The 16,238-nt window shown below is 61.7% G+C and carries 15 protein-coding genes and 1 tRNA gene; 8 read left to right on the plus strand and 8 right to left on the minus strand.

Annotated elements, in window-relative coordinates; genetic code table 11:
• Positions 1 to 148 precede the first annotated feature (148 nt).
• The 3 genes from ispB to EBB56_RS19740 all read left to right on the plus strand — a co-directional run bounded on the left by ispB (position 149) and on the right by EBB56_RS19740 (position 2,184).
• The gene (ispB, locus tag EBB56_RS19730; RefSeq protein ID WP_124805119.1) at positions 149 to 1,147 is read left to right on the plus strand and encodes an octaprenyl diphosphate synthase; all 999 of its coding nucleotides are present in this window, start codon (positions 149 to 151) and stop codon (positions 1,145 to 1,147) included.
• A gap of 129 nt (positions 1,148 to 1,276) precedes the next feature.
• Positions 1,277 to 1,353: transfer RNA gene (locus tag EBB56_RS19735), tRNA-Pro, on the plus strand.
• 204 nt (positions 1,354 to 1,557) lie between these two features.
• On the plus strand, positions 1,558 to 2,184 hold the full coding sequence (locus tag EBB56_RS19740) for a hypothetical protein (protein ID WP_045993607.1): 627 nt from the start codon (positions 1,558 to 1,560) through the stop codon (positions 2,182 to 2,184).
• 28 nt (positions 2,185 to 2,212) lie between these two features.
• Here EBB56_RS19740 and EBB56_RS19745 read toward each other — a convergent pair whose 3' ends face one another.
• The 8 genes from EBB56_RS19745 to katE all read right to left on the minus strand — a co-directional run bounded on the left by EBB56_RS19745 (position 2,213) and on the right by katE (position 12,735).
• Positions 2,213 to 3,382: an alpha/beta hydrolase gene (locus EBB56_RS19745; protein WP_124805120.1), complete on the minus strand. Its 1,170-nt coding sequence runs from the start codon at positions 3,380 to 3,382 to the stop codon at positions 2,213 to 2,215.
• Positions 3,383 to 3,494: 112 nt separating this feature from the next.
• Positions 3,495 to 4,775 carry a TRAP transporter large permease gene (locus EBB56_RS19750; protein ID WP_108133517.1) on the minus strand — a complete coding sequence of 427 codons (1,281 nt, stop codon included), beginning with the start codon at positions 4,773 to 4,775 and terminating at the stop codon, positions 3,495 to 3,497.
• Between the two features lies 1 nt (position 4,776).
• Positions 4,777 to 5,271: a TRAP transporter small permease gene (locus tag EBB56_RS19755; protein WP_045993609.1), complete on the minus strand. Its 495-nt coding sequence runs from the start codon at positions 5,269 to 5,271 to the stop codon at positions 4,777 to 4,779.
• A gap of 92 nt (positions 5,272 to 5,363) precedes the next feature.
• Positions 5,364 to 6,347, minus strand: coding sequence for a DctP family TRAP transporter solute-binding subunit (locus EBB56_RS19760; protein WP_185696481.1), 984 nt, complete (start codon positions 6,345 to 6,347; stop codon positions 5,364 to 5,366).
• A 95-nt stretch (positions 6,348 to 6,442) separates the two neighbouring features.
• A complete protein-coding gene (locus EBB56_RS19765; protein WP_124805122.1) occupies positions 6,443 to 7,402 on the minus strand; it encodes a C-terminal binding protein in 960 nt (319 codons plus the stop codon).
• Between the two features lie 228 nt (positions 7,403 to 7,630).
• Complete coding sequence (locus EBB56_RS19770; RefSeq protein ID WP_221621214.1) at positions 7,631 to 8,416, minus strand: IclR family transcriptional regulator; 786 nt, start codon at positions 8,414 to 8,416, stop codon at positions 7,631 to 7,633.
• A 553-nt stretch (positions 8,417 to 8,969) separates the two neighbouring features.
• A complete protein-coding gene (locus EBB56_RS19775; RefSeq protein WP_124805124.1) occupies positions 8,970 to 10,133 on the minus strand; it encodes a Fic family protein in 1,164 nt (387 codons plus the stop codon).
• Positions 10,134 to 10,584: 451 nt separating this feature from the next.
• Complete coding sequence (gene katE, locus EBB56_RS19785) at positions 10,585 to 12,735, minus strand: catalase HPII (protein ID WP_124805125.1); 2,151 nt, start codon at positions 12,733 to 12,735, stop codon at positions 10,585 to 10,587.
• 393 nt (positions 12,736 to 13,128) lie between these two features.
• On the opposite strand from katE, the gene EBB56_RS19790 reads away from it, so the two are divergent.
• The 5 genes from EBB56_RS19790 (at position 13,129) to EBB56_RS21950 (ending at position 16,234) form a co-directional block, all read left to right on the plus strand.
• Positions 13,129 to 13,776, plus strand: a complete 648-nt coding sequence (locus EBB56_RS19790) for a flagellar biosynthesis protein (RefSeq protein WP_124805126.1) — start codon at positions 13,129 to 13,131, stop codon at positions 13,774 to 13,776.
• 510 nt (positions 13,777 to 14,286) lie between these two features.
• On the plus strand, positions 14,287 to 14,955 hold the full coding sequence (locus tag EBB56_RS19795) for a beta-ketoacyl synthase chain length factor (protein ID WP_045993615.1): 669 nt from the start codon (positions 14,287 to 14,289) through the stop codon (positions 14,953 to 14,955).
• Complete coding sequence (locus tag EBB56_RS19800) at positions 14,952 to 15,740, plus strand: 1-acyl-sn-glycerol-3-phosphate acyltransferase (protein WP_124805127.1); 789 nt, start codon at positions 14,952 to 14,954, stop codon at positions 15,738 to 15,740. The genes EBB56_RS19795 and EBB56_RS19800 overlap by 4 nt, the downstream gene beginning before the upstream one ends.
• A complete protein-coding gene (locus EBB56_RS19805) occupies positions 15,712 to 15,981 on the plus strand; it encodes a phosphopantetheine-binding protein (RefSeq protein ID WP_045993617.1) in 270 nt (89 codons plus the stop codon). The genes EBB56_RS19800 and EBB56_RS19805 overlap by 29 nt, the downstream gene beginning before the upstream one ends.
• Positions 15,971 to 16,234 (plus strand): acyl carrier protein, encoded by a 264-nt coding sequence (locus EBB56_RS21950; protein WP_197037147.1) that lies wholly within the window; start codon positions 15,971 to 15,973, stop codon positions 16,232 to 16,234. Before EBB56_RS19805 ends, EBB56_RS21950 begins: the two co-directional genes overlap by 11 nt.
• Positions 16,235 to 16,238 lie beyond the last annotated feature (4 nt).

A 16,238-nucleotide genomic window follows, 5' to 3' on the forward strand; every position in this document is an offset into this window, starting at 1 on the left:
CAACCAGCGTCAAGTGGCGAGACCGGAAAAAACCCCGCGCGAGGCCGCCGCCGGGCGCTAATCGTCTTGACGCCCCCATGGGCGGCCCATAGCATGACCGGCAACCCAAGGCCCACGGCCTCCCTCACCTCCAGTCGAAGCCGCCTTCATGTCAGTCAACGCCACCCCGTCACCATCAGCAGCTCCTTCGCCGATTCACGCGGTGGTCGCCGACGACTTCGCCGCCGTCAACCAGACCATCCTCGACCAGCTCGCCTCGCGCATCCCGCTGGTGGAGACCATCGGCCAGTACATCATCGAAAGCGGCGGCAAGCGTCTGCGCCCCCTGCTGGTGCTGCTGGCGGCACGCGCGCTGGAGTATCAGGGCGATCGTCACATCACCCTGGCGACGCTGATCGAGTTCATGCACACCTCGACGCTGTTGCATGACGACGTGGTCGACGAGTCGCACATGCGTCGCGGCAAGGCCACCGCCAATGATGCCTGGGGCAACGCGCCCTCGGTGCTGGTCGGCGACTTTCTGTATTCGCGCTCGTTTCAGATGATGGTCGAGGTCGGCTCCATGCGCATCATGGAGGTGCTGTCCGCCGCCACCTGCACCATCGCCGAGGGCGAGGTTCAGCAGCTGACCAATGTGGGCAATCCCGACACCGACGAGGCCGCCTACTTCGACACCATCCTCGGCAAGACCGCGATGCTGTTCGAGGCCGCCTCCCACAGCGGCGCCATCCTGGCCGGCGCCGACGAACGCCAGGAGCAGGCGCTGGCGCTGTACGGACGCTACTTGGGCCTGGCGTTCCAGCTGGTCGACGACCTGCTCGACTACGAAGGTGACGCCAAGGCCATGGGCAAGAACGTCGGCGACGACCTGGCCGAAGGCAAGCCCACCCTGCCGCTGATCCAGGCCATGGCCGCCGGCACCCCCGACCAGGCCCGCCTGGTGCGTCGCGCCATCCGCAAGGGCGGACTCGACCACCTCGACGAGGTGCTGGCCATCGTCAAGTCCACCGGCGCACTGGACTACACCCGCCAGAAGGCCGAAGAGATGGCCGCCAAGGCCCTGGCCGAACTCGACCATCTGCCGCCCTCGCCCTACCGCGACAGCATGGCCGAACTGGCCCGCCTGGCGGTGGAACGCAAGACCTGAGAATCACCGGGCAAGTGCCCTCAAGTGACGGGGAAGCTGGAAAAAAGTGGCTGACTCGGGCTCGCGAGGGTTGCATCATCCACAAGGATCCGTATACTACGCATCCGTTGAGGGACACACCTCAAACATCGGAGTATAGCTCAGCTTGGTAGAGCGCTGCCTTCGGGAGGCAGAGGTCGTAGGTTCGAATCCTGCTACTCCGACCAAGAATTTAGTAAAGACGGCCACTTAGCTCACACGAGAGGTGGCCGTTTTTCGTTGCACGCCCCCCTTCACCTCCCCACGTCTTGCAAGTCCGTCACCGCTGACCCACTCTTTCTAGATGCTCGACGCTGCACAATAAAGGCAGCGTCATACGTGGAGATCATGGATTCGATCTCGCCCTCCCCTAACCGACAAGGACCTCTCCCATGGAATGGATCTCCAGCCACGGTACCTTTCTGCAATTCATGACCAGCCTCGGCACTTTGGCGGTCTGGATCTTCTACGCTCAGTTGCTCTACGCCGGCTTCCGTCGCCAGCGGCGCCCCAAGGTGGTCATCAATCAGGTGATGGGCTTGTCCACCCAGGGCCGCTGCCTGATCAGCAACATGAGCGCCGAGGGCATCCATATCGAGACCGTCCAGGTGTGGCTGCACGAGAAGTGCGGAATACGCCGCTGCACCGTGTCGGAGGTGGATACCGACGAAAACGGCGACACCCCCACCTCCATCGCCAGGGGGACGCTGCAGGGTCCACTGCCATCCAACGCCCACCTGGATGCCGGCGAAATCGATAGTCTGGTGCGCCGGGCACGCGCCGCCGACATCGAGGACGAAGACAACACCCTGTGTGAGGGTGAAGACAGCGACTACGTGCTCGAGTTGCTGGTGCTGTACATCTACAGCTCCGCCCCCGGCATCATGGGGGCCAGCCGCTCCTTTGTGTTCGACGACAACGGACAGGCGCGCCCCCACCACCTGGAAACGCAACAACTCAGGGGCTACCGCGACCGCAAGCGCATGGCGCGTATCTATCGCAACTATCTGGACCGCTAATCCGTCGTCCGTCCAGGCCACGCCTTCGTCAAGGCTGCCCTTCGCCACCGCCGAGAAACAGTAATGTCTCGGCAAATAGCTGAGGGGCATGCTTTTCCAGATTAAGAAAGTGCGATCCCTCTCCAATCACCACATAGCGCTTTTCCTCAGCTGCCAGCTCTGCGAAAAGCCCTCTGGCATCAGCGTCGGTCGCCGTAGGGTCGTCATCGCCGCGAATAACCAGCGTCGGTACGCTGATGCGCGAAGCCTCATAGATCGGTCGCGCATTGAAGATCTCCCACAGATCAACCAGAACGCCGTTAGGCGCCTTGACGACGTCGGAATCCTCGGCGGGCTCCATAGCCAGCATCTCGTTGAACCAGCGGTCGAAAACCGCCCGATCACGCCACTGTTCAAGTGCCTCGGGCGGGATCTGGTTGGCCCAACGCTGGTCTGCCTGCTCTCGATTCACTGTCCGGTAGGCGCCCACGTCGGCCAACTTGCCAGGATCATTCGCATCGGCCAGGCTGCTGGTCCAGTTCTGGTTACGATGGCTATAGACCGGCGCGAACAGCACCAGGCGATCCACCTTTTCATCGTTACGCGCCGTGTACATGCCACTGGTGACGGTACCCCAGGACCAGCCCACCAGATTGACCCTGTCGACTCCAGTGCGCTCGCGAATGAAATCGATGACACCCTCCATATCGTCGATGACCGTCTCTGCCCGCGCGAAAGGTGCGTTGTCTTCAGAGGGCTGCGCCATCACCTCCGGCCGAGTCGAATTGCCATACCCCCGCTGATCAAGGTAGTAGGTGGCAAAGCCTGCCTCCGCGGTGTGATCCATCCAGCTCTTGCCGTCTGCCAGGTCGGTGTCGAAGGAAATGCCGGGATAGGTGGCACCGTGAACAAACAGCACCGCCTCGGACATGTCGGCGGGCGACACTCCATCAGGCAGACGCTCCCTGACATAAAGCTCGATGGCATCGTCCACAGAGCTCTTGATGCGGTGCTCCTGCATGACGGTTTGAGCCAGAAGCGACATCGGGGCAAGCATAGTGGCGAACGTAGTGAAAACGAGGGCGGTTCTGCACGAGGCGAGCATGAGCATCTCCTTGTCATTGGCGGTCACTGAACCGACAGGAGAAGCATAGACGGCGAACTCAGCGGCAACCGCTAGACCTTGGGCAAGGGCCGGAGCGCCCGATATGCCAGCCATCCGCAGCCCCTTGGCATGCGCATCGCCCCTGTCTCCCGAGGCCTGGCCGGCAGCGGAAGACGGGGGCGATAAAGGCGTTGATGGACAGCGTGTGCGACTTACGATGCCACGCTCAATTGAACACCGACAGCAATACCAGCGACAGCTGCGGTACGTAGGCGATCACCAGCAAGGTCAGGATCATCACGATCACGAAGGGCACGATGCCCTTGATCACGGTGCCAAGCGAGGCATTGCCGATGCGCGAGGCCACGAACAGATTGATTCCCAGCGGCGGCGTGATGAAGCCGATGGCCAGGCTGACCACCATGACGATGCCGAAGTGCACTGGATCGATGCCCATGGAGGTCGCCACCGGATAGAGAATCGGTGACAGCACCAGAATCGCCGGTGTGGTATCCATGACGCAGCCCACCAGCAGCAGCATTACCAGGATGACCAGCAGCAACACCGCAGGGCTCGACGAGAACTGCAGCATGAAGTCGGCGATCGCCACCGGGATCTGCTCGATGGTCAGGATGCGGGCGAAAGTCGAGGCGCAGCCCAGGATCACCATCACCGTGCCGGTGGTGGCGCAGGACCCTGCGATGGTCTTGAAGATATCCCGGGGCGACAGCTCGCGATGGATGAACACCCCACAGACAAAGGCGTACACCGCCGCCACCGCCGCCGCCTCGGTGGGAGTGAAGATGCCCGCGTAGATGCCCCCCAGGATAATCACCGGATTGAGCAGCGCCCACTTGGCCTCCCACACCAGGCACAGGGTCTTGCGCCCATCGAAGGGGGTATCATCGCCCTTCCAGCCCATCTTGCGGGAATAGAAGTAGGCGTAGGTGATCAGCACCAGACCAATCAACAGCCCCGGCAGGACACCGCCAAGGAACATGTTGGAGATCGAGGTGCCGGTGGAGACCCCGTAGAGCACCATCGGGATCGAAGGCGGAATGATCACGCCGATACTGCCGGCCGCCGCCACCAGCGCCAGCACGAAGGACTTCGAGTAGCCGGCCTCGAGCATGGTCGGCACCACCATGGACCCCACCGCTGCAACCGTGGCCGGGCCCGAGCCCGATACCGCGGCAAAGAACATGCACACCACCACGGTGACGATGGCAAGCCCCCCGGTGAAGCGACCAAAGAAGGCCGAGGCCACCCCGAGAATCCGCCGCGACACGCCGCCGGCCCCCATCAGGTCGCCGGCCAGAATAAATAGCGGTATGGCCATGATCGGAAAGCTATCGGTGGCCGATACCAGGGTCTGGGCCACATAGAGCTCGGACAGGGTGCCGAAGGACAGGATGGTCACCACACAGGACAGACCGATGGCGATGCCCACAGGGACGTTCAGGATCAACAATACCACCAGGCTCAAGAACAATACCGTCGCGGTCATCTCACACCTCCTTGTCGTGTACGGCGTCGGGATGCGCAAGCCGCCAGCGAATGCTCTGCACCTGGCGCAGGGTGGTCAGCGCAAAGCCGACGAAAGGCGCCGCGTAGACCACCCACATGGGAACACCGATGGCCGGGGAGGCCTGGCCGAGCATCAGCTGGCGCTCTATGACCGCCCAGCTGGTCCAGACCACATAAAGCGCGAAGGCCAGAAACAGCAGGTCCCCCAGGATGACCACCCAGTGACGCGCCGAGCGTGGGAACAGCTTGAGCGCCGCGTCGATCTTGATATGCCGCATTTCCCGGGCGCCGTAGCTGATCCCAAGATAAATCAACCAGATAAAGAAGTAGCGCGCGAGCTCCTCGGACCAGGACAGCGACGCGCCCATGATGTATCGCATGAACACCTGCACCGCGAGCAATAGCGTCATCGCGGACATCAGCGCCACGCAGATCGAGATCTCCGCGTACTCATCGAGCCATCTCACAAGTTTCATCCGCTCTCTCCCTGGCAGCGGGGTGATGACAGAAGTCGGCAAGGCTACAGCGAAGCGCCCGCGTGCGGCGGGCGCCTTCTGGCCTCATCGGGTCATGGCTTCAACAGCTCGTCGAGGTACTCGGGATGCTCCATCTTCGATTTGACCAGCGAGTAGATGTCGGCCTCGACGGCGGCATCACGCCACAACTCCTTCTGCTCCGGGGTAATCTCGGTCACCGTCACCCCCTGATCGGCAAACTTGTCGAGGATCTCGCCTTCCAGCTGCTGGGAGCGCTCGCGCTGGTAGGTCGTCATCTCATCGATGGTGGCGTCGAGCGCCTCACGCAGGGAGTCGTCGAGGGCGTTGTACCTGTCGAGGTTCATGAACACCAGGTAGGGCGTATAGACGTGCTGGGTCAGCGACACATGGTCCTGCACTTCCTGGAAGCGATTGCCGTCGATGATGCCCAACGGGTTTTCCTGGGCGTCCACCGTCCCCTGCTGCAGCGCGGTAAACAGCTCGGTGAAGGCCATCGGTGTCGGATTCGCACCGTAGGCGCGCCAGGCCGCCAGATGGACCTCATTCTCCATGGTCCGCACCTTCATGCCGTCCAGATCAGCCGGCTCGGCCACCACCTTGCCGCTGTCGGTGAAGTTGCGAAAGCCGTTCTCCCAGAACGCCAACCCCTTGAGGCCCTTGCTTTCCAGCGACTCGAGGAGCTTGTCGCCGACCTCGCCGTCCAGGGCGCTGTAGGTGCCCTCCGTCGACAGGAACAGGAAGGGAGCATCGAACACGTACAGGTCCGCAAACAGCGTGGCCATCGGACTGGTCGAGGAGATACCGATGTCGATATCACCGAAGATGGTGCTTTCCACCACCACCCTGTCATCGCCTAGCTGGTTATCCGGGAACAGCGTGATCTCGAGCTCGCCGTCGGTCCGCTCTTCAACCAGGCGCTTGAACTCGACACTGGCGTCCTTGGCCGAGGTCGAGGTCACGCTGGACATGCGCAGCGTTTCGGCCTGAGACAGCGCCGGGGTCATCGCCAGTGCCGCGGCGATCAGGGACAGCTTCATTCTGGAGAGTCTTGGCATGAGGTCTTCCTTTATTGGCGTTGTTGGCATTGAAGAGCACGGGCAGCAAGGCGCCCGTCGTCACAGCAATCCTGCATCCGCTTCTCGAGGGTTCGTCACGCGAGCCGATTGACGGCCCAGTACACCGCCTCCCCTCTGGCAAAGCGCACCGCCTCCTCGGCCACCTTGCGCTTGAGCTCGGCAGCCGCGTCCTCGGAATACCAGGCCATGTGCGGTGTGATCAGACAGCTTGGCTGGGCCCACAACGGGCTATCGGGTTCCAGCGGCTCCCGTTCAGTGGTGTCGAGTCCTGCTCCGGCGACGTGACCGGAGGCGAGCGCCTCGGCCAGTGCCACCTCGTCGATGATCCCGCCTCGTGAGGTGTTGACCAGCAAGACCCCGGGCTTCATCGCGGCCAGTGTCCCTGCGTCGATCAGGTGACGGGTGTCCTCCGTCAGCGGGCAGAACACCGCCACCACGTCGGCCCGTCCGTAGAGCGAATCGAGTTCGACGGCTTCGATATAGTCGGTGCCATCCTCGGCACTGGGGCGGTAGAAGGCGTCGTAGCCGATGACACGGAAACCGAGGGCGTTGACTTTCCGAGCGTACAGTCGACCAATCCGTCCCAGGCCGATCAGACCCACCGTCTGAGTCGACTGCCGCCGCAATGGAATGGCTTCGACGTAGTCCCAGCGACCCTGGTGACAGGCAAGGTTCATCGGCACCAGCTTGCGCGTGAGCGCCAGCGTCAGCGCCAGGGCATGGTCGGAGACCTCGTTCATGCCGTAGTCGGGTACGTTGCATACCTGCACCCCGGCGTCGGTGGCCGCCTCGAGGTCCACGTTATTGACGCCGACACCGTAGCGAACGATCAGCTTGAGTCGTGGCAGTGCCTCGAGCACCCGACGGGTGAAGGGGGCGTACTGGTTGAGCGCGATGTCCACGTCAGTAAGCTGATCGACCAGATCCTGCTCGCTGCGACAGGCCAGCATCGGTGCGTCGAATCCAGCGGAAGCCAGGATGTCCCGCTCGATGTCATGATCGGCGTGATCCAGATCGGAGAAGACAATGTTCATGGCAGGTGTCCTTTTCAAGATCCCAGGCAACCACTGTCCACAGGCGAAACGGCCTCTCTGACATCGTCAGAGACAGGTGATGCCAGCATCATCGGTGGTCCTTTCATGTCATCCCCGGCGCTGCAGGGGCCGGTATCGACCAATACGTCCATCTCACGCTCCGGTGTGGGTGGTGGCTGCCAGGCACAGAGCGTCACGCGCGACCGCGCCTGGACGCGATGCTGCTTGCTAACTTTCACCACGAAGGGCCCGCGAGATGGTGTCGGCGGTGCGTTTTACCTGGGGGCCCAAGGCTGCCATGCGGTCTCTCGGCATAAAGCTGATGACACTGGTGACACTGACGGCGGCCACGGCGTTATCGACATGATTCTTGACCGGTGCCGAGACACAGCGGATGCCGTACTCGTTTTCTTCCCAGTCGAAGCTCCAGCCGCGCACGTCGGCTTCCTTCAGATCGCGGCGGACCTCCGCGAATGACTTGAGTGCAGGAGCATCCTCGCGTGGCCTGGATACCTGCTGCACGGCGGCATAGTAGGCGGGCCAGCTGGAGGGATCCTTCGATGCCAGCATTGCCTTGCCCAGGGCAGTGGCCAACGCCGGCATGCGCCCTCCGGTGCGCGAGCGCATCTCAAGAGTCCGCTTGCCCGGCAACTTGCACAGGTAGAGCACATCACCACCGTCGAGCACCCCGAAGTGCACGGTATCCCGCGTCTGTTCGGCCAGCGCCTCCAGGTACGGCCTGGCAATATCGACCAAGGGCTGCTGCTCCGCCGCCCGTTCGCCCAGCTCGATCAACTTCGCCCCGAGGTAGTAGCCCTTGTAGGGCACCTTGTGCAGGTAGCCGTCTCTGACCAGGCAGGACAGGGAACGGGCCACCGTACTGCGGGGGAGCTGCATCGCCTGGGACAGCGCCTTGATCGTGGAAATACCACGCCCGACGCACTGCAGCACTTCGAGCCCTCGACTCAGGGTCTGGGTGCCGGAGCGGTCTTTGGGGGGAATCAGTTCATCCATGGCGCCTCCTTGATTCATCCCATTCAAGGCAAGGCCCCATACACGGTCAAATAGTCAACCGATCCACCACATAGTGAGTCACTTGAATAAGTAACTAACGGAAACAGCAACAAAAAACCGCCAACTTCGTGAAAGTGGCGGTGGCAGAAAAAACAACGTCTCACCGATCAGTACGTCATCGCCGATATCTCTTGCAAGACATCTCCTGATGACTCAACCAAGGTCGATACCAGCTCGGACAATGATGCGCACTTCAGGCAATTTATTTAGCTTGAGGGAACCGTCTTTACTCCTGCAACTTTCATCCAGGTGACGCTTACACCGGCTGGTGCTTGAACTCAGGGTCACCAGTGGTCCGCTTGAGCGGAGCCGAAGAAAAAAATATGGCGGTCTCAACGAGTTATTATCGCTATTGGGGAAAGGCCAAGCTAGCTGTCGACAACGAGCCTTACCGAGGTCGAGAGGGCGGCACCCCGTCCTACCGTTACCCGCAACCGCGGGGCTCAGCAGTATGGCTCGGCACTCCTTCTCCTCGTGTCATTACAGCGGACACCTACTCCCCGCTGTCCTGATGAAACCGTTCCGGTACCTGATAGCGCGTGCTGCGGCCACCTCCTGGAAGCTTCACCAAGCAACCCTTCTCGACCAGCCCAGCGAGATGACGGGTGGCAGTTGCCTTACTGACCTTGGCGACTTTCTGGTACTGCGACGCACTGATGCCGTGTTCGAAGCCTCTCTCACCGCCATCCAGCAGGCGGTTCAACACCTTCACCTGCTCAGGCAACAGGCCGGCTGCCCTGAAGTGCTGCCAGAAACGGGCCTTGGCCAACGTCCTATCGACCTTCCCCAGGACATCCAACAAGGTGGCATCCAGCGTCTCCAGGAACCAGACAAGCCAGGCCGTCAGGTCAGGCGTGCCACACTGGTTCGCTTCCAGGCGCCGATAATAGTCAGCGCGGCGCTCCAGGATGGCAGCCGACATGGCATACAGGCGGATACTCTGCTGATCCGCCTGCGCCAAGGCGCGATCAGCGATAGCCCGGGCAATTCGACCATTGCCGTCTTCAAATGGATGCAGTGTTACAAACCAGAAGTGTGCCAGGCCCGCTCGAACCAGGGGATCCAACTCGGGGTCATGACGGCTGGACGCGAACCAAGTGAGGAACTGATCAACCTCATGTTCCACCCCCTCTCGCGGCGGCGCTTCGAAATGCACCTTGGGTCGATCGAGGCGACCCGAGACCACCTGCATGGGCTCCACTCCGCGCCACTGCCCGGGCCTTAACGTCGTAAGCCCCGCGTCAGCATCAGGGAACAACCACCGATGCCACTGAAACAGCCTGGTGGTGTCCAGCGGCGTGTCAGGCTTGAAGGTGGCATCCAGCATCAACTCCGCCAGGCCTTCAGCACGTGGTGAGGTAGCCCCCTCCGGCTCCTCCACACCAAGGCGTCGGGCCAAGGAAGAGCGAACTGACGCCACGTTCAGACGCTCTCCCTCGATGGCCGAAGAGGTAACGATGCTCTGCAGTAGCGTATCCAGGGCGGCTCTTGCCTCAGCGTCCTGGTCATCCGCGGATGTCAGAGCCCACGAGCGTCCCAGCAAGATGCCGAGATCCCTCCAGCATGCCTGGACCCGCGGCTGAATCTCGGCCGCGTGCCAGGTGAAGTTCGGCCAGTCAGGATGCTGCCAGATCCATGTCGAGGCGTGATCGGTCATGCCAGGCCTCCAAGAAGGCGGAGGAGCCGAATGACAACGATATTCGACTCGCATTGTGAGCCGAATAATGATTGGTTTCGGCTCAGCTGGCAAGTCTGGGAGTCATAAGGCCTCGGCGACCATGAGGACAGGTTTCAGATCAGGCCACCCAATCCAAAGGTGGTCAAAGGTGGCCCTCATGGCGGCCCGGGGAGCGATGCCCCGCTGCATGAGGCGGCGTGCCGTCCACGAATACAGGGCATGGGTAAGACCGGCCAATAGCCCCAACAGCAAGCCGTGGATCAGGTCCGATCGGCGGATGGCCTATGGATAACGCGACACGGCGTACTTCTTCCTGAAGATCCGCGCCGCATTTCCCGGCAAAATGCGATGAACCCAAAAAAAGCCCCCGAGTCTCCTCGGGGGCTGCTGTGCTGACCGCCTGTTCAAAGGGGTCTGCCATCGCCGGACCTCAGGCCGGCATGTCGTTGGCCTTGGCGTCGCGCGACCAGACCCGGTGGCCACGAATCGCCTCCTGGAAATCGGCGTAGAGATCGTCCACGGTCTGCGCCGAGAACACGCCGTCTTCCGGCACCTCGATGCCAGCCGCCTGCAGCACATTGGCACCGTCGCCGAGTGCAGCGATCGGCTTGAGGTGCTTGTAGGCCTCCTGCACGTAGTAAAGCCCCAGGCCGGAACCCGCCAGCGCCTTGACACTGTCATCGCCAGGGGCCACCGCCACGGCGTCCAGAGTCACCGACGGCAGTCCGTTGAGCATGGCATCCGGGGTCAGGGTGCCGCCTTGAACGGTCGCCACCGGCGCCATCGACGGCGCGATGATGAGCCCCTGGGCCCCCTCGGCTTCCAGGCGCTTCTGCAGCGCTTCCACCTGGTCACCGTCGACCCCGTCGGCGGCCAGGATCGCCACCTTGCGATAGCGAATATCCGGCTGACCGCGATGCATCAAACTAAGCGCCGAGGAGGCGTCCAGCGACGTGGTGCCCAACTCTTCCGAGGGTGCCGGCGGATGCTCCGGCGGCTTGACACCATGCACCTCGCCTACTCGGCGCGCGAGCTCCATGTCGATATTGGGCAGGATCTCCTTGATCACCCGCTCACGGATCCACGGACGCTCGACCTTGGACAACTCGAAGGCGTAAGCGGCGATGATGTGCTCTTTCTCGACGTCACTCTGGCTATGCCAGAACAACCTGGCCTGGGAGTAGTGGTCGCCGAAAGACTCGCTGCGCGCCCTGACCTTGTGGGCATCGATGCGCTCCTGATAGCTCTCGAAACCGCCGTTTTCTTCCGCCGGCGGGGTCTCCCGGGGCCAGCCATCCTCGATCGAGTTGGGTTCGTAGGAAACCTGGCCCTTGTTGATGGTCTGACGGTGCGGAGCGTCGCGCTGGTGATTGTGGAACGGGCACACCGGCTGGTTGATCGGGATCTCATGGAAGTTCGGGCCACCCAGGCGCAGCATCTGGGTATCCAGATAAGAGAACAGGCGCCCCTGAAGCAGCGGATCGTTGCTGAAGTCGATGCCGGGCACTACATTGCCGGGGTTGAAGGCGACCTGCTCGGTCTCGGCAAAGTAGTTGTCCGGGTTGCGATCCAGCACCATTTTGCCGATGGGAGTCACCGGCACCTGCTCCTCGGGAATCAGCTTGGTCGGATCGAGGATATCGAAGTCGAAGGCATGCTCGTCTTCTTCCTCGACCACCTGAATGCCGAGCTCCCACTCCAGGGCATCGCCATTCTCGATGTCTCCCCACATCTCGCGGCGGTTGAAGTCCGGATCACGACCCCACAGCTTCTGGGCCTCGTCCCAGATCAGCGAGTGGGTGCCCGCCAGCGGCTTCCAGTGGAACTTGACGAAGCGGGCCTTGCCTTGTCGATCGATCAGCCGGAAGGTGTGGACGCCGAAGCCTTCCATATAGCGGTAGTGCCGCGGGAAGGCCCGGTCGGACATGGTCCACAGCACCATATGGGCGCTCTCGGGCATCAGCGAGACGAAGTCCCAGAAGGTGTCGTGGGCCGACTGTCCCTGGGGAATCTCGTTGTGGGGCTCGGGCTTCACCGCGTGCACGAGGTCGGGAAACTTCATCGCGTCCTGAATGAAGAACACCGGCATGTTGTTGCCCACCAGGTCCCAGTTACCCTCATCGGTGTAGAACTTGGTGGCAAAGCCGCGCACGTCGCGCACGGTATCATTGGAGCCGCGGCCGCCCTGCACGGTGGAAAAGCGCACGAATACCGGCGTCTTCTTGCCGGTATCCTGAAACAGTCCCGCCTTTGAGTACCTTGCCGCCGCCTCATAGGGCTGAAAGTAGCCGTGGGCCGCCGCACCGCGGGCATGGACGATACGCTCGGGAATGCGCTCGTGATCGAAGTGATTCATCTTCTCGCGGAAGATGAAGTCTTCCATCAGCGTCGGGCCGCGCTCGCCGGCCTTCAGCGAATTGTGGTTGTCCGCGATCCGGGTGCCCTGGTTGGTACGCAGGTCATGCCCGGTCGCATCACTGCGATAAGTCTCGAGATTGTCGGTCTTGCTGTTGGCGTCGGTACGACGCTCAGTGTCATGAGCCTCGTCTCGATTCGGTTGGGTGTACGGATTCTTCGCCATGACAAACACTCCGTTGTTTGCTCGGGAAATGAGCCTTCCACGCCACCAGGCGTGGGCCGTCATCGGTCCGGTCGGCGCCAACTACCAGTCACACCGCCAAACAAGCCATTCCCTTATAGGCAAGAGATCTGCAACTCTCAAACCTCCATCTCGGCACCTTACGTGCAAAACATCAGAATATTTCTTCTATATCAGTAAATTAAACCCTATACACAAAGTTAACAAAAGTTAGACATTTACATTCCCACACCTGCATTACATTGTCTTACGACACAACCTCGGCGCGTGCTAGCTGCACTTGTTCAACCAATACTGATATTTTTCCGCTTCGGCACTGATCGCTCTGCTGCCGACAACGATATTGCTCATCATCAAGACATCAGGGAACGACATATGAAAAGGATCATGCTGGCCGCCATCATTGTGGCGGCCGCCCTTCTGCAGGGATGCGCCACCAGTCGTAGCACCGTGGACGTACAGACACCCAATACCGGGACAGTCAGCCAGGCACACACAGGCCCCAGCCTGTACATACGCAACGTCACTGATCAGCGGCACTTCGAAGAGGCCCCCCGCTCCGCCGACATTCCATCACTGGGCTTCGAGGGCGCCGAGGCGGCGACGGACGAGCTCAAGTCCCGGGCCATCGGACGCAAGCGCAATGGCTACGGCAAGGCGCTCGGCGACGTGCTGCTGCCGGAAGACAAGACCATCACGGAGCTGGTGCGCGTCTACGCCAGCGAAGGCTTCGAGGACGCAGGCTGGAATGTAGTCAACAGCGCCGACGCCAGCGACGACGTGACCACCGTGGATATCGGTGTGACCCGCTTCTGGACCTGGGTCAAGCCGGGCTTCTGGGCTATCGCCCTGAACACCGATATCGAGACCGAGTTCACCTTTTCCGACGCACGACAGCTGGAACCGATCCACGCCCACTTGAAGGATCGCATGCAGATGGTGGTCGACAGCGATTGGGCGACCAGCAATCAGCTGACGCTTGAAAGCTATCGCCAGGCCATCGCCCAGAAGGCGACGCCCTGATCAGGCACGAGCTGTCAGCCTCGCTGCGCCGATGCCCGGCCACTCGCTCGGCATTGACGTACACGGACAAAAACGGGCCGCCTCGGTGGCCCATTCTGGTTCGACAAGAAAGTCAGGTTGTGCCTTTGCAGCAGCTCGCACCCCGAATAGCGCCGACGGACTACCACCGAGGCCTCCTACACCACATGCGACCGCTGTGATCTGGACAGCAATGAAACACGCCACCATGTCGTCCCACATATGTCGCATCTTAAAGCCCTGTTTGATGTGGCTTTATGCCCTGTTTGATGTGGCTTTGGTGTCTGATCTCGGTACTTTCCGGAGCAACTTTCCTTGAAAGGCCTTATCGAGCCCAACCTTGCTTACACCGCGCGCCTATCGACATCTGCACCAATCAGAAAAAAACGCGACCAAACACCCCTTTTTCGACGTAATACTGATAATTAACGTGCTTGGATAGGTGCAGATTTAGCGGTAAAATTTACCTTTTCGCTCAGGCGGATTTTAAGCATGGAACAACTACGCCTAAGTGAATGGCTTGGTTGGGATCCTCTCCGCGAAGAAAACGCGACGAAGGATGCCCGACTACTGCCCTCAGACAAGCCGGGAGTCTCGCTACCGGCCATGCTCCGGCGCCGACTGGACAATGCCGGTCGGGCCACCTGCGATATTCTTGCAGGGCTCGATCCCGAGGCGCGTTGTCCCTTGATCCACGCATCCCGCCACGGCGACGCCAACTTTACTCTGTCGATGCTGAAGGCTCTGGCGAATCAGGAACCGCTCTCGCCTACCCGGTTTTCGATGTCGGTGCACAACGCCACCCTGGGCGTCCACGCCATCGCCAACCATCACTACCGCCCGCTACAGGCGCTCGGCGCCAGCGGCAACGAGTTCAACGCCTTGCTGTGGGAAGCCCGTGGCTACCTGGCCGAGGGCCATGAAGCGGTGGTCATTGTGTTCAGCGAAGGGACGCTTCCCGGCGACTATATCGACTGCACGCCGCACCCGGGGCACGCCTGCGCGGTGGGCCTGCGACTGTCACTGACCCAGGGCCGGGCGCTGGTAGCCGAGGACGCCACGCCAGGGGCGGCACCGACGCCGCTCGACGTCATCGACTGGCTTGGTGGCTGCAGTCCACGTCTCGCCGCCGCCCCGGGCTGGCGCCTGGAGGAAGCATGACGCTGGACCAGTGGCGGCGCGGCATCGGCACCTTTCTGTCCTTCACTGCCTTCGGCATTGGCGGCTTGATCATCGGCCTGGTGGTGGCACCACTGCTGCACCTGGGGATGCGCGACCCGATGCGTCGCCAACGCCTGGCCAGGCGTCTGATCCAGCGGGTCTTTCGCGCCTTCATTGCGCTGATGAAGGGCCTCGGAGTACTCGACTATCGCCTGGAAGGTCGTGGGCGACTCGCCCGTGGCGGCCGTCTGATTCTGGCCAACCATCCGTCGTTGATCGATGTGGTGTTCCTGCTGGCCTATACCCCCAACGCCGACTGCATCGTCAAGGGCCGACTCGCCACCAACCCCTTCACCCGCGGGCCGATCGGTGTCGCCGGCTATATCACCAACCGCGATCCCCAGGCACTGCTCGAGGCCGCGCGGGACAGCCTTGCCCGGGGCAATTCGTTGATCCTGTTTCCCGAGGGAACACGCACCACGCCCGGTCGTCCGATCAAGTTTCGCCGTGGCGGGGCGAACATCGCCCTGCGCACCGGCAGCGCCATCACTCCGGTGCTGATCAAATGCTCGCCCACCACCCTGACCAAGGGTGAGCCCTGGTATCACATCCCCCGGCGCAAGGTTCAGATGGACCTGCACGTACTCGACGACCTGCCGCCAGAGCCGGCGTCAAACCAACCGACCAGCCAGCAAGCCCGACAACTGACGCGGGAACTGAGCCACTACTTCAACAGGGAACTGGAGCGCCTCCACCATGAACCAAAGCGTACCGCTGTCGCTTGATTTGAAGCACATGATCATCGACACCCTCGAACTCGAGGATGTCACCCCCGAGGACATCGACGACCATGCGCCGCTGTTCGGCGAGGGCCTCGGGCTCGACTCCATCGATGCCCTCGAACTGGGGCTGGCGCTGCAGAAGCGCTACGGCGTCACCCTTGACGCCGAGGCCGAGGATACTCGCCGCCACTTCGCCAGCCTGGCGGCGCTGCAAGCACTGGTGGAGGAACGCCGTGTCAACTGAAGCCGCCATCAGCCGTGAACAGATTCTCAGCCACGTGCAACGTACCCTGGTCGAGCTGTTCGAAGTCTCTCCTGCCGAGGTAACCCCGGAGGCCCGTCTTTACGAAGACCTCGACATCGACAGCATCGACGCCGTCGATCTGGTGGTCGAACTCAAGCAGTTCACCGGTCGGCGCATCGATCCCGAGGCCTTCAAGTCGGTGCGCAGCATCGATGATGTGGTCAACGCCGTCGATCAGCTGATGCGCGACTGAGCCC

The sequence above is a fragment of the Halomonas sp. YLB-10 genome (genome assembly GCF_003856855.1).
Lineage (GTDB): Bacteria > Pseudomonadota > Gammaproteobacteria > Pseudomonadales > Halomonadaceae > Halomonas > Halomonas litopenaei.